11 protein-coding genes are annotated in these 13520 nt (G+C 64.6%); 5 read left to right on the top strand and 6 right to left on the bottom strand.

Going from position 1 to position 13520, the window contains the following annotated elements; translation table 11 throughout:
- Window positions 1–103 precede the first annotated feature (103 nt).
- From carB to carA, 4 genes are all read right to left on the bottom strand, one after another.
- Window positions 104–3427 (bottom strand): carbamoyl-phosphate synthase large subunit, encoded by a 3324-nt coding sequence (gene carB / locus BES08_RS03530; protein ID WP_069707706.1) that lies wholly within the window; start codon window positions 3425–3427, stop codon window positions 104–106.
- 1 nt (window position 3428) lies between these two features.
- Entirely contained in the window at window positions 3429–4046 is a 618-nt protein-coding gene (locus BES08_RS32635; RefSeq protein WP_155986157.1) for a hypothetical protein, read from the bottom strand.
- Between the two features lie 27 nt (window positions 4047–4073).
- Complete coding sequence (locus tag BES08_RS03520; protein ID WP_036523426.1) at window positions 4074–4448, bottom strand: hypothetical protein; 375 nt, start codon at window positions 4446–4448, stop codon at window positions 4074–4076.
- Between the two features lie 158 nt (window positions 4449–4606).
- Window positions 4607–5773 carry a glutamine-hydrolyzing carbamoyl-phosphate synthase small subunit gene (carA, locus tag BES08_RS03515; RefSeq protein ID WP_036523042.1) on the bottom strand — a complete coding sequence of 389 codons (1167 nt, stop codon included), beginning with the start codon at window positions 5771–5773 and terminating at the stop codon, window positions 4607–4609.
- A 183-nt stretch (window positions 5774–5956) separates the two neighbouring features.
- On the opposite strand from carA, the gene BES08_RS03510 reads away from it, so the two are divergent.
- The 3 genes from BES08_RS03510 to rpoD all read left to right on the top strand — a co-directional run bounded on the left by BES08_RS03510 (window position 5957) and on the right by rpoD (window position 10421).
- Window positions 5957–6409 carry a GatB/YqeY domain-containing protein gene (locus tag BES08_RS03510; RefSeq protein WP_008828710.1) on the top strand — a complete coding sequence of 151 codons (453 nt, stop codon included), beginning with the start codon at window positions 5957–5959 and terminating at the stop codon, window positions 6407–6409.
- A 23-nt stretch (window positions 6410–6432) separates the two neighbouring features.
- Complete coding sequence (gene dnaG / locus BES08_RS03505; protein WP_069707705.1) at window positions 6433–8319, top strand: DNA primase; 1887 nt, start codon at window positions 6433–6435, stop codon at window positions 8317–8319.
- Between the two features lie 71 nt (window positions 8320–8390).
- Entirely contained in the window at window positions 8391–10421 is a 2031-nt protein-coding gene (gene rpoD, locus BES08_RS03500; protein ID WP_069707704.1) for an RNA polymerase sigma factor RpoD, read from the top strand.
- Window positions 10422–10459: 38 nt separating this feature from the next.
- On the opposite strand, the gene BES08_RS03495 is transcribed toward rpoD, so the two are convergent.
- Window positions 10460–11074 carry a M17 family peptidase N-terminal domain-containing protein gene (locus BES08_RS03495; RefSeq protein ID WP_036523036.1) on the bottom strand — a complete coding sequence of 205 codons (615 nt, stop codon included), beginning with the start codon at window positions 11072–11074 and terminating at the stop codon, window positions 10460–10462.
- A 196-nt stretch (window positions 11075–11270) separates the two neighbouring features.
- A complete protein-coding gene (locus BES08_RS03490; RefSeq protein ID WP_008831230.1) occupies window positions 11271–11522 on the bottom strand; it encodes a Kazal-type serine protease inhibitor family protein in 252 nt (83 codons plus the stop codon).
- 247 nt (window positions 11523–11769) lie between these two features.
- On the opposite strand from BES08_RS03490, the gene rpiB reads away from it, so the two are divergent.
- Together rpiB and glyA are read left to right on the top strand one after the other, a co-directional pair.
- Window positions 11770–12207: a ribose 5-phosphate isomerase B gene (gene rpiB, locus BES08_RS03485; protein WP_008831229.1), complete on the top strand. Its 438-nt coding sequence runs from the start codon at window positions 11770–11772 to the stop codon at window positions 12205–12207.
- Window positions 12208–12221: 14 nt separating this feature from the next.
- Window positions 12222–13520, top strand: a complete 1299-nt coding sequence (glyA, locus tag BES08_RS03480) for a serine hydroxymethyltransferase (RefSeq protein WP_069707703.1) — start codon at window positions 12222–12224, stop codon at window positions 13518–13520.

Below are 13520 nucleotides of genomic sequence, written 5' to 3'. Positions count from 1 at the left end.
TCCTCCTGCGGCCTTCCCCCAAAGGTCTTGCGACTAGTTTCCTGTCCCCGCCCTAGGCGGGCGGGGCCGATCTGCTGCGATGTGGGGGGAGGCGAGATCGATTTCAGCTATAGTAGTCCTGCAACGATCGCACTTCAAGTTTGCTCCCGCGAATTGTCGCGATCGCCTCCGCCGCAGCGACACTGGCCGCCGCCGTGGTGAAGATCGAAACCTTGCCGGTCAGCGCCGAGGCGCGGATCGACTGGGAGTCCACCAGGCTCTGCCAGCCTTCGGTGGTATTGAAGATCAGCGCGATCTCGCCATCGACGATCTTGTCGACGATGTGCGGACGGCCTTCGGCCACCTTGTTCACGAGATCGACCTGCAGGCCCGCCTCGGCCAGATACTTCTGCGTGCCGCTGGTGGCGACAATGCGGAAGCCCTGCTCGATCAGCGTCTTCACCGCGGGCAGGATCACCGGCTTGTCGCTGTCCTTGACCGAAACGAACACGGTGCCCTCGACCGGCAGCTTCATGCCGGCGCCAAGCTGCGCCTTGCCGAAGGCGCGAGCGAAATCGCTATCGATTCCCATGACTTCGCCGGTGGACTTCATCTCGGGGCTGAGCACCGGATCGACGCCGGGGAAGCGGTTGAACGGGAACACGGCTTCCTTGACCGCCATGTACGACAGGTCGCGCTTGAACGGCGGGAAGGTGTCCAGCTTCTCGCCCGCCATGACGCGCGCAGCGATCTTGGCGACCGGCTGGCCCAGCGCCTTGGCAACGAAGGGCACCGTGCGCGAGGCGCGCGGGTTGACCTCGATGAGGTAGACCTCGCCGTCCTTCACCGCGAACTGGATGTTCATCAGGCCCTTGACGTTAAGGCCGAACGCCAGCTTCTCGGCCTGACGCTCCATTTCGGCGATGATCTCGGGCGGCAGGCTGTAAGGCGGCAGGGTACAGGCGCTGTCGCCGGAGTGGATGCCCGCTTCCTCGATGTGCTGCATGACGCCTGCCACGACCACGCGCTCGCCGTCGCACAGGGCATCGACGTCGCACTCGATGGCGTCGCGCAGGTACTGGTCGATGAGGACCGGGCTGTCGCCCGAGACCTGCACGGCGGTGGTGATGTAGTCGTCGAGCTGCTGTTCGCTGTCGACGATCTCCATCGCGCGGCCGCCCAGCACGTAGCTTGGGCGCATCAGCACCGGGTAGCCGATGCGATTGGCGACGTTCACCGCCTCGTCGCGGCTGCGGGCAATGCCGTTGGCGGGCTGCTTGAGGCCGAGCTTGTCGACCAGAGCCGAGAACCGCTCGCGGTCTTCGGCAAGGTCGATCGCGTCGGGCGAGGTGCCGAGGATCGGAATGCCCTCGTCTTCCAGCGCCTGCGCCAGCTTGAGCGGAGTCTGGCCGCCGAACTGCACCAGCACGCCGACGAGTTCGCCGCTCTGCTGCTCGACGCGCAGGATTTCCAGCACGTCCTCGGCAGTCAGTGGCTCGAAGTAGAGACGGTCCGAGGTGTCGTAGTCGGTCGAAACCGTCTCGGGGTTGCAGTTGACCATGATGGTCTCGTAGCCGGCCTCGGACAGGGCGAAGCAGGCGTGGACGCAGCAGTAGTCGAACTCGATGCCCTGCCCGATGCGGTTCGGACCGCCGCCGAGGATCACGATCTTCTTGCGGTCGGACGGCATGGCCTCGTCCTCGGGCTCGCCGAAGATCGGGGCCTCGTAGGTCGAGTACATGTAGGGCGTCACCGCCTCGAACTCGGCGGCGCAGCTGTCGATGCGCTTGAAAACGGGGACGACGCCCAGCTTGCGGCGAAGCTGGCGCACTTCCTTCTCGCTGGTGGCACCGGCCATGGCGCGCAGCGCGTCATGCAGCAGGCCCGAGCGCTTGGCCTGGGTCTCGCCCAGACCGCCCGCGACGCCGACCGAACGCACCGCCAGCGTGGCGAGGCGCTTGTCGGAGAAGCCCATCGCCTTCAGCTTGCGCATGCCCGCCGCATCGTTGGGCAGACCTTCAGCGAGGATCTTGGTTTCCTCGGCGATGATCTCCTCGATGTGGCGCAGGAACCACTTGTCGTAGTGGGCGATCGCGTGGATCTCGTCCACGGTGAAGCCTTCGCGGAAGGCCTGCGCGGCGTGCAGCAGACGCTCCGGCGTGGCGCGCGAAAGAGCGGCGGTGATGACGTCACGGCCGGCGCCTTCCAGCGCGGGCACGCGGTTGAAGCCGTCAAGGCCGGTTTCGAGGCCGCGCAGGGCCTTCTGCATCGATTCCTTGATGTTGCGGCCGATCGCCATGACTTCGCCGACCGACTTCATCGCGGTGGTGAGGTCGTTCTTGGCGCCCTTGAACTTCTCGAAGGCGAAGCGCGGGATCTTGGTGACGACGTAGTCGATGGTCGGCTCGAACGCGGCGGGCGTCGCGCCGGTGATCTCGTTCATGATCTCGTCGAGCGTGTAGCCGACCGCCAGCTTGGCGGCGACGCGCGCGATCGGGAAGCCGGTGGCCTTCGAGGCCAGCGCCGAGGAACGCGACACGCGCGGGTTCATCTCGATGACGATCAGGCGGCCGTCCTTGGGGTTCACCGCGAACTGGACGTTGGAACCGCCGGTCTCGACGCCGATCTCGCGCAGCACCTCGATCGAGGCGTTGCGCATGATCTGGTATTCCTTGTCGGTCAGCGTCAGTGCCGGGGCGACGGTGATCGAATCGCCCGTGTGGACGCCCATCGGATCGACGTTCTCGATCGAGCAGATGATGATGCAGTTGTCATGGCGGTCGCGCACGACCTCCATCTCGTACTCTTTCCAGCCGAGCAGCGATTCCTCGATCAGCACTTCGGTGGTCGGCGAGGCATCGAGGCCCGAACGCACGATCGCCTCGAACTCGGCCTTGTTGTAGGCGATGCCGCCGCCGGTGCCGCCCATCGTGAAGCTGGGGCGGATGATCGAGGGCAGACCGGTGCGCTCAAGCACCGCGAACGCCTCGTCCAGCGTATGGGCCACGCCCGAACGCGCCGAGTTGAGGCCGATCTTGTCCATCGCGTCGCGGAAGCGCTGGCGATCCTCGGCCTTGTCGATCGCGTCGGCGTCGGCGCCGATCATCTGGACGCCGAACTTCTCCAGCGTGCCGTCGTTGAACAGCGCCAGCGCGCAGTTGAGCGCGGTCTGGCCGCCCATCGTGGGGAGCACCGCATCGGGGCGCTCCTTCTCGATGATGCGCGCGACGACCTCGGGAGTGATCGGCTCCACGTAAGTGGCGTCGGCCATGTCCGGGTCGGTCATGATCGTGGCGGGGTTCGAGTTCACCAGGATCACCCGGTAACCGTCCTCCTTCAGCGCCTTGATCGCCTGAGTGCCCGAATAGTCGAACTCGCAGGCCTGACCAATGATGATCGGGCCTGCGCCGATGACGAGGATCGAGGAGATGTCTGTACGTTTGGGCATGTTAGATCGCAAAGCCTAGCAAATGAGCAATGAGCGCAAGGAGAGCGAGTGCCGCAGTACCTATAACGGCGGCGGCAGCCTCCTTCCCTATCCATTGCAGGGTTAACTTGGAACGTAGCCAAATTTCCTTTGGCCGGATAAACTCACGGTCCAGCGCATCCCCGAGCGCTGTAACTTCTTGCTCAGCTACGAGTTTCTCGCGCGAACTTAGATTTCCCACATCATTTGCGAGGGAAATTTGTTTGGCAAGCGAAGTCACCTCGCTCCGCACCTCGATAAACTGACGACTATTATGATCCAATCCGACTACGCGATCAGAGGCTGGAACCTCTTCAGATTCGTCAGCATCTTTCCGTCCATTAGCCCGGCCTTCGAGTTCTTCAGCATATTTGTAACCAGCGTCAGAAATCGCAAAACCATTTTCATCAACGTAGCTATATTCACCATCAACATAGCCACTCGACGCAAGATTTGAGACCGCCATCTCTACGCGCCGTTCAGACACGTCAAAATTCAAAAGTCTCTTGATTTGGCTGATCGTCAAACTTCCGCTGTGAACTTGAAAATAATTGTACAATGCGAGCAGAACGACTGCCTCTAATTCAGCTTGCTTGATCATATACCCGTTCTGCCCGCTCATTTTGCTTCAACCCATAAGATCGCCGAAGGCCTTGTCCCAGTAGTCAGGATCGGCTTTCGCGTTCTGGATGATGGGGTTGGCGTCCTGCTCAGTGCGAATGACTTCGCGAAAGCGGTCGGCCTGGAACTGGTGCATCGAGCCGCCGTACTCGCCCTGGTTGGTGGACCAGGCGCCCGTCTCGATCATGCGATCGATGAAGGCCTTGCCGGCTTCCTTGGAGTGCTTGCGCACCTTCGGGCCGAACTTGCGGACGGCGACGGAGACCTTGTCCTCGAAGATGAGCTGCAGTTCGCCGTAGGGATAAAAGCGCGGCGCGACCGAGAGTTCGGCCGCCGGCCCGGCGACGTAGTAGGCGATCATGTGGTCGATCAGAGCGGACATTGCGCTAGTCATTTCAGGCACCTTCTTTGTTATGAGGTGCCTGGATGCATAGGCAATCCGCCGGGCCGGGTCGAAAGCTCCCTTGGCCGCACCGGCAATCATCGCCGATGCGTGGGACGGCGCGAACGCCGCCAAGGGAGCCTGACCCGCTGCGACCATCAGCCGAGCATACCCACGAACTTCTCGAACAGGTAGAAGCTGTCCTGCGGGCCGGGGCTCGCCTCGGGGTGGTACTGCACGCCGAAAGCGCGCTTGCCCTTGATCGCGATGCCGCAGTTGGTGCCGTCGAACAGCGAGACGTGGGTTTCCTCGACATTGTCCGGCAGGCAGGTGTTGTCCACCGCGAAGCCGTGGTTCATCGAGGTGATCTCGACCACGCCGTCGGCATGGCGCTTGACCGGATGGTTGGCGCCGCGATGGCCCTGGAACATCTTGGCTGTCTTGGCGCCCGCCGCGATGCCGAGCATCTGGTGACCGAGGCAGATGCCGAAGACCGGCATGTCACGCTCCAGCAGCGCCGCGATTACGGGCACGGCATAAGCGCCGGTCGCCGCCGGGTCGCCGGGGCCGTTCGAGAGGAACACGCCAGCGGGTTCGAGCGACAGGATGGTTTCCAGCGAAGCCTCGGCCGGAACCACGGTGACGCGCGCGCCAGCCTTCACGAGATTGCGGAAAATGTTGTCCTTGGCGCCGTAGTCGATCGCGACGACGTGCGGGCGGGTCTCGCCGTCGGCAGTGCCGTAGCCCTCACCGAGTGTCCAAGTCGAGCCTTCCCAGCCCTGCTGGATTTCGCGGCTGACCAGCTTGGCAAGGTCCATGCCTTCGAGGCCCGGCCATTCCTGCGCCCGCTTGATGAGCGCGGGAATGTCGAAGTTGCCTTCGGGGTCATGGGCGATGACGGCGTTGGGCGCACCGGCGCTGCGGATGCGGCGGGTGAGCGCGCGGGTGTCGACGCCCGAAAGGCCGACCTTGCCCTTGCTCGCCAGCCACTCGGCGTAGCCGCCTGCGGAACGGAAGTTCGAAGGCAGCGTCACGTCCTCGCGGACGACGCAGCCGACGGCGCCGTCGACCAGCGATTCGAGGTCTTCCTCGTTCACGCCGACATTGCCGATATGCGGGAAAGTAAAAGTGACGATCTGGCCCGCATAGGACGGGTCGGTCATGACTTCCTGGTAGCCGGTCATCGCGGTGTTGAAGCAGACTTCACCCACGGACTCTCCGACATGACCGAAACCACGTCCCCAGACGACGTGTCCGTCGCTGAGAACCAGAACGCCCGTTGCCCCTTCGGGTTTGGGCGCAAGCGAAGATGCGGCGTCGGCCATGGTGGGTCGCTCCGTTGACGGCGTTTCTAACGTTGTGTGCTAAGACGCGGCCGCTAGAGAGGGTTGTGCACCGCGTCAAGGTGTGGGGGTGCAATTTGGGCGCGCACGTGCAAATCGGCGCGCAGGTTGCTAGCTTTGCCACACGCACCACCCCGTTCACTCAGTTCATTTGCAGGAAAACCCATGCTTCGTGATTCGATCAAGGCCGCGCAGATCACCGCCATGAAGGCCGGTGAGAAGCAGCGCCTCGCCACTGTCCGCCTCATCCTTGCAAAGATCAAGGACCGCGACATCGAGCTGCGCACCGCCGACACGCTGCCCGACGACGACGCGCTGGTGATCGACGTGCTGCAGAAGATGGTGAAGCAGCGCCGCGAATCGATCACCCTGTTCGAGCAGGGCGGCCGCCCCGAAAAGGCTGCCGACGAACAGGCCGAGCTGGAAGTCATCGAAACCTTCCTCCCCGCCCAGTTGTCCGAGGAAGAAACCATGGCCGCCATCGAGGCGATCAAGGCGGAGACCGGCGCCAGCGGCATGAAGGACATGGGCAAGGTCATGGGCGAACTGAAAGCCCGCCACGGCACCGTGCTCGACATGACCAAGGCGAGCGGCTGGGTTAAGGCGGCGCTGGCCTGATTTGCTGACAGGCGGCAGGTCTCGTGCTCACCCCCCAATGGCTCGACCAACTCCGGTCCCGCACCGCGCTTTCCGCTCTGATCGGCCGCTCCGTGCGGCTGCAGAAGGCGGGGCGCGAGCATCGGGCCTGCTGCCCTTTCCATAACGAAAACTCGCCCAGCTTCTACGTCAACGACGAGAAAGGGTTCTACCACTGCTTCGGCTGCGGCGCCCATGGCGACGCCATCCGCTGGATGACCGACCACCAGGGCCTCGCCTTCATGGACGCGGTCAAGGAACTGGCGGCCGAGGCCGGGATGGACGTCCCCGCGCCCGATCCGCAGATGGCGCGCGCGGCGGAGAAGCGCGACAGCCTGCACGACGTGATGGCCGCCGCGCAGGCGTGGTTCAAGGCCAGCCTGTCCGGCGCAGAAGGCGCGGCGGCGCGCGCCTATCTCGCCACGCGCGGATTCGATGCGCATACCGTGCAGCGCTTCGGCTTCGGCTATGCGCCCGAGGGGCGGCAGGCACTGAAAGAGGCCCTCTCCCGCTTCCCCGAGCCCATGCTGATCGAGGCGGGCCTGCGGATCGCCGTCGAGGAACGCGATCCCTACGACCGTTTTCGGGGCCGCCTGATGCTCCCCATCGAGGATGCGCGCGGCCGGGTCATCGCCTTCGGTGGCCGCATCCTCACCAAGGGCAAGACCGATGCGCCCAAGTACCTCAACTCGCCCGATACCCCGCTGTTCGACAAGGGCCGCACGCTCTACAACCTGCACCGCGCCGCGCCCGCCGCGCGCCAGTCGGGGCGGATCGTGGTGGTCGAGGGCTACATGGACGTCATCGCGCTGGCCGCCGCCGGGATCGCCGATGCCGTCGCGCCGCTGGGCACTGCGCTGACCGAGCACCAGATCGAGATGCTCTGGCGCCATGTCGAGACGCCGACCCTGTGCTTCGACGGCGACACGGCCGGCCAGCGCGCGGCGATGCGCGCGATCACCCGCGCCCTGCCGCTGCTGCGCCCTGCCCACTCCCTGCGAATCGTCCGCCTGCCCGAGGGGCTGGACCCCGACGATCTCATCAAGCAGCGCGGCTCCCGCGCGATGGAGGACATTCTCGGCGAGGCGAAGTCCCTCGTCGAAGTGCTGTGGGAGGCGGAGCGAGATGCCGTCCCGCTCAATACGCCCGAGGACAAGGCCGGCCTCAAGGCCCGCCTGATGGCCCACGTCGAGACGATCCAGCACCCCGACATCGCCGGGCTTTACCGTCGCGAACTGCAGGACCGATATTCCGAATTCGCCTTCCCGCGCCGGGAGAATCGCTGGCAACAGGGTGGAGCGCAAGGTGGTGGGGGAAACTTCCAGCCTCGCCAGAACCAGCGCGGAAGCGGCAAATGGAACGGCAAGCCGAGCCCTGCCCCCTCCTCGCCCGAATCGATCGAGCGCCTGAACACCCGATTCGCAGGCGCAGGCACCCGCGATGCGCTCTCCGCCGCGATCATCGCCGGGCTCATTCGCTGGCCCGCGCAACTTGCGCGCCACGCGGAAGCGCTCGCCCGCACCCCCGGTCTCGATCCGCGCTTCGAGACACTGGTGGACTGCTGCGGCGCCGCAGACGCGCTTGAAACCGAGGTTCTCGCCACCATATTGCGAGACAACGGCCTGGTGCAACCCAAGGCCGCCGAGTACGCAGGGCTTAGATTCGGCTTCCTGATTCCCGAAACGAGCGAGGAACAGGCGGCAGCCGAACTGGCCCAGGCGATCGACCTCCTCGTCGAGCGACCAGTACTCGAAGCGGCACTGGCAAAAGCAACGGCGCGGTTCGAATCAGAGCTTTCCGACTCGGCATTCGCCGAACAGCAGCGACTGCTGAAGAGAAAGCTGGAATTCGATAGCCGTCTCAGGCAAATGGCAACCAGACATGCGTCGTGATTGTATAATTATACAAGGTTTACGGACCCCAGGTTTACGCACTCACGACGGCACGGGATAACGGCGAACTGATGAGCAAGAACGACACCAACGGCGCGGACAACGAGGGTACGGACGCACCGCTGATCGACCTCAACGAAGGTTCGATCAAGAAGCTGATCGCGCGTGCCAAGCGTCGCGGCGTCATCACTTACGATGAGCTGAACGAGGCGCTGCCTCAGGACATGTCCTCGGACCAGATCGAGGACATCACCTCGGCTCTGAACGAGATGGGCGTCAACATCGTCGACAACGACGAGGATGCCGAAAGCCAGGAAAACGACGACCGCGATTCGGAAGACGATAACGACGACAGCGAAGGCGATGAAGTCTCGCCGCGCGTCAACGTCGATCCCGCGAAGAAAAAGGAAACGGTCGAGCGCACCGACGACCCGGTGCGCATGTACCTGCGCGAGATGGGCGCGGTCGAGCTGCTCAGCCGCGAGGGCGAAATCGCCATCGCCAAGCGCATCGAAGCCGGCCGCGACATGATGATCCTGGGCCTGTGCGAAAGCCCGATCACCTTCCACGCCATCATCCAGTGGTCCGAGGCGCTCAACAACGGCGAGATGCAGTTGCGCGAGATCCTCGATCTCGACGCGATGCTTTCGAAGGAGCCCGCGCCCGAAGCCCTGAGCGAGGACGGCGAGAGCGAGGACGACGGCGAAATCAGCGAAAAGACCGCCGGTCCCTCGTTCAAGGACGACGATTCCGACGACGAGGACAACTCCGAGGAACTCGACGAGGACGGCAACCCGATTCCCAAGCGTCAGGCCGAGGAAGAGGAAGAAGACAACACCCTCTCGCTCGCGCAGATGGAAGCGGCCCTCAAGCCGGAAGCGCTTGAGAAGTTCCTGCTGATCACCGAACTGTTCCAGACTTTCGAGCGCCTGCAGCGCGATCGTCTGGAAGCGCTGGCGCTGGGCATCGATTTCCCGGCCGCCGAGGAAGACCAGTACCAGCAGCTTCGTGAAGACCTCACGGCGCAGGTGGAATCGGTCAAGTTCCACGCGACCAAGATCGAATATCTGGTCGACAACCTCTACGCCTTCAACCGCCGCCTGACGACGCTGGGCGGGCAAATGCTGCGTCTGGCTGAGCGTCACAAGGTGAAGCGCACCGACTTCCTCGAATCCTACGTCGGCCGCGAACTGGACGATACGTGGATCACGGACGTCGCCAAGAAGGACAAGAAGTGGGCCGCCTTCGCCGAGAACGAAGCCGATCCGGTCGAGCGTATCCGTCTGGAAGTCTCGGACATCGCCGCCGCGACGGGCATGGCGCTTCCCGAGTTTCGCCGCATCGTGAACATGGTCCAGAAGGCGGAGCGTGAAGCGCGCATCGCCAAGAAGGAAATGGTCGAGGCGAACCTGCGCCTGGTGATCTCGATCGCCAAGAAGTACACCAACCGGGGTCTGCAATTCCTGGATCTCATCCAGGAAGGCAACATCGGTCTGATGAAGGCGGTCGACAAGTTCGAGTACCGCCGCGGCTACAAGTTCTCGACTTATGCGACCTGGTGGATCAGGCAGGCGATCACGCGCTCGATCGCGGATCAGGCCCGCACGATCCGCATCCCGGTCCACATGATCGAGACGATCAACAAGCTGGTGCGCACCAGCCGTCAGTTCCTCCACGAACAGGGCCGCGAGCCTACGCCCGAGGAAATGGCCGAGCGTCTGTCGATGCCGCTCGAGAAGGTGCGCAAGGTGATGAAGATCGCCAAGGAGCCGATCTCCCTCGAAACGCCGATCGGCGACGAGGAGGATTCGCACCTCGGCGATTTCATCGAGGACAAGAACGCGATCATTCCGGTGGACGCGGCGATCCAGGCGAACCTCAAGGAAACGGTCACCCGGGTCCTTGCGAGCCTTACCCCGCGTGAGGAGCGCGTGCTGCGCATGCGCTTCGGCATCGGCATGAACACCGATCACACGCTGGAGGAAGTCGGCCAGCAGTTCTCGGTGACGCGCGAACGCATCCGCCAGATCGAGGCCAAGGCGCTGCGCAAGCTCAAGCACCCGAGCCGGTCGCGCAAGATGCGCTCGTTCCTGGACCAGTAAGAGAAAAGCCCCGCTTCGGCGGGGCTTTTTTTACAGGCTCAATCGCCTTGCCCGCGCAGTTGCTCGCGAAACTCCCGCGCCGCTGCCTCGAGCCTTTCCGCGCCGACGTCGAACACCCAGCGTTCCAGAACCGGCGCCGGAGCAAGGCCCATGGGGACCAGCCTGTGCCGGGTGGCAAGCGCGGCGGCAAGCCCAGCGATCATGTGCGCGGGCGCTCCGGCCGTCCCGTCCGCCGAGAGGCCGCTGTCGCGCATGCCCGGTGCGAAGGCGGCGCTGCGCACACCGAGCGCCAGCGCGAAAGTGGCCGCCGAGCGCACCGCTTCGCGCAAGTGAAGCGGCGTCCACCCTTGCGGATGGCCCAGCCCGACCACCAGCAGCGCCTTGGCCGCAACCGTTTCGGGCGGCTGGGAAATCAGCAGGCATTCGCCCGGAGCACCGGTGAAATGGCCTTCGCGGCGCAGTTCGAGCAGCCGCCCGCCCAGCGCTGCGTCGAGGTGAGCCAGCCCGCCCGTGGGCGCGCCGGCCGGTTCCTCGCTGAACATCGCCGCGCACGAAAGGTCCACTTGCGCGCCCGCACCGTCCCACGCCGCCACATCCAGCGTCACGTCGAATGCCGAGCCGACGTTGTGTACGACGCCCCCGCTCCCGCTCATGCCGCCTCTCCCGCAGGACGGGCGGGGCGGAGAGGAAATGCGGGCCAGAGGGGCCAGTTGAGGATCATCGCGGTCTGCCTTCGTGAAGTTGCATCCCGGTGCTAGCCCGCCACCGAGGTCCGCATCAGACCAATAAGATCGTCGCAACTATTCGAAGAACCCGAAAACCCCGCTTCTGCCTCCGCGTCCGGCCCTCCTATTGCCCGCCGCGCTCGCAGGCGCCTGAGCTGACAACCCGGAACCCTTCGGCGCGCGCCATGCAGGCATTGCTGAAAGTCTGGCGATGGCGACGCTTTTGCGCACAGACCGGCGCATATTCGCGCGTACAGATCGCGGGCTTTTCCGGGCGCGGGCGATGGGGGCGATCCGGTCCCGGCATCGTCTCCAGACACCCTGTGAGAACCAGCACCCCGGCGAGGCTCAATGCGCGCATGACGGTCAGCTTCATGGCAATCCCCTTTCTTCTGTCGGCCCTGCGTCCGGCCTTTTCGGGCCAGCCTATCGGGAGCCGGAACTTGCGCCCCTGAACAAACCCTTGCAAGCATCATGCGGCTGAAACATCCATATGCGCTGCACAATTGCCCGCATGGCTCCATTGGCGATCCAAACGCTGTGCCCACAAGACTCGCAATATTGCAAAGCCGCGACTAAGGGAGCCGCAAACGAATCCCTCGCAGGCAGGAAGCACCTCTCCCATGCGTATCGCGATCGCATCCGACCACGCCGCCGTCGACCTCAAGGCGACCTTGCGCGAATACCTCATCGAGGCCGGCCACGAAGTCGCCGACCTCGGCCCCGAAACCGCCGACCGGGTGGATTACCCCGATTACGGATACAAGCTGGCCTCGGTCGTCGCCGACGGCACCGTGCAGTTCGGCGTCGCGCTTTGCGGCTCGGGCATCGGCATCTCGATCGCCGTCAACCGCGATCCCGCCTGCCGCTGCGCGCTGGTGGGCGAGCCGCTCTCGGCCGCCCTCGCCCGCGAGCACAACGACGCCAACGTCATCGCCATGGGCGCACGCCTGACCGGCGAGGACATGGCCAAGGCCTGCCTCGACGCTTTCCTCTCCACCGAGTTCGGCGGCGGCCGCCATGCAGGCCGCGTCGAAAAGCTCTCCAATCCGTCCTTCTGAAGGAGCCAAGAACCATGACCGTAGAAACCGCCATCCGTTCACCCGGCTTCTTCACCGACACGATCGCCCAGAGCGACCCCGCCGTCGCCGCCGCGATCGGCCACGAACTGAAGCGCGAACGCAAGCAGATCGAACTGATCGCCTCGGAGAACATCGTCTCCAAGGCCGTGCTCGAGGCGCAGGGCTCGGTGCTGACCAACAAGTACGCCGAGGGTTATCCCGGCAAGCGCTACTACCAGGGCTGCGAGCCTTCGGACGAAGTCGAGACCCTCGCCATCGAGCGCGCCAAGCAGTTGTTCGACTGCGGCTTCGCCAACGTCCAGCCCCACTCGGGCGCGCAGGCCAACGGCGCAGTGCTGCTCGCGACCGTCAAGCCCGGCGACACCATCATGGGCATGAGCCTCGACGCCGGTGGCCACCTCACCCACGGCGCCCGCGCAGCGCTTTCGGGCAAGTGGTTCAAGGCCGTGCAGTATGGCGTGACCAAGGACACCCACCTCATTGACTACGATGAGGTCGAGGCCCTTGCCAAGGAACACCAGCCCAAGCTCATTATCGCGGGCGGCTCGGCCTATCCGCGCGTGATCGACTTCAAGCGCATGCGCGAGATCGCCGACAGCGTCGGCGCGCTGTTCCAGGTCGACATGGCGCACTTCGCCGGGCTCGTCGCGGCTGGTCTGCACCCCTCGCCGTTCCCGCATGCGCACATCGCCACCACCACCACGCACAAGACGCTGCGTGGGCCCCGTGGCGGCATGATCCTGACCAACGACGAGGCGCTGGCCAAGAAGATCAACTCGGCGGTGTTCCCCGGCCTGCAGGGCGGCCCGCTGATGCACGTCGTCGCCGCCAAGGCCGTCGCCTTCGGTGAAGCGCTGCGCCCCGAATTCAAGGACTACGCCGCGCGCGTGATCGAGAACGCGCAGGTTCTGGCAGCCACCCTCAAGGCGCGCGGTGCCGCGATCGTCTCGGGCGGCACCGACACCCACCTCGCGCTGATCGACCTCTCGCCGCTGGGCGTCACCGGCAAGGACGCCGACGAGGCGCTGGAGCGCGCAGGGATCACCTGCAACAAGAACGGCATCCCGTTCGACCCGCTGCCGCCGATGAAGACGAGCGGCATCCGCGTCGGTTCGCCCGCCGGCACCACCCGCGGTTTCGGTCCCGAGGAATTCCGCGAGATCGGCAACATGGTCGCCGACGTTCTCGACGGTCTTGCCAAGTGCGGCGAAGCAGGTGACGCTCAGGTGGAGCAGAACGTTCGCACGCGCGTTGAAGCGCTGTGTGATCGTTTCCCCATCTACGAGGACTAA

This window comes from Novosphingobium resinovorum, assembly GCF_001742225.1.
Taxonomy (GTDB): Bacteria; Pseudomonadota; Alphaproteobacteria; order Sphingomonadales; family Sphingomonadaceae; genus Novosphingobium; species Novosphingobium resinovorum_A.
This window is presented reverse-complemented; position numbering and strand designations above follow the sequence as displayed.

Bases quoted from the DNA above. Each gene is read 5' to 3' on its own strand.
- carB (WP_069707706.1), bottom strand. From the start codon at position 3,427: ATGCCCAAACGTACAGACATCTCCTCGATCCTCGTCATCGGCGCAGGC.
- BES08_RS32635 (WP_155986157.1), bottom strand. From the start codon at position 4,046: ATGATCAAGCAAGCTGAATTAGAGGCAGTCGTTCTGCTCGCATTGTAC.
- BES08_RS03520 (WP_036523426.1), bottom strand. From the start codon at position 4,448: ATGTCCGCTCTGATCGACCACATGATCGCCTACTACGTCGCCGGGCCG.
- carA (WP_036523042.1), bottom strand. From the start codon at position 5,773: ATGGCCGACGCCGCATCTTCGCTTGCGCCCAAACCCGAAGGGGCAACG.
- BES08_RS03510 (WP_008828710.1), top strand. From the start codon at position 5,957: ATGCTTCGTGATTCGATCAAGGCCGCGCAGATCACCGCCATGAAGGCC.
- rpoD (WP_069707704.1), top strand. From the start codon at position 8,391: ATGAGCAAGAACGACACCAACGGCGCGGACAACGAGGGTACGGACGCA.
- BES08_RS03495 (WP_036523036.1), bottom strand. From the start codon at position 11,074: ATGAGCGGGAGCGGGGGCGTCGTACACAACGTCGGCTCGGCATTCGAC.
- BES08_RS03490 (WP_008831230.1), bottom strand. From the start codon at position 11,522: ATGAAGCTGACCGTCATGCGCGCATTGAGCCTCGCCGGGGTGCTGGTT.
- rpiB (WP_008831229.1), top strand. From the start codon at position 11,770: ATGCGTATCGCGATCGCATCCGACCACGCCGCCGTCGACCTCAAGGCG.
- glyA (WP_069707703.1), top strand. From the start codon at position 12,222: ATGACCGTAGAAACCGCCATCCGTTCACCCGGCTTCTTCACCGACACG.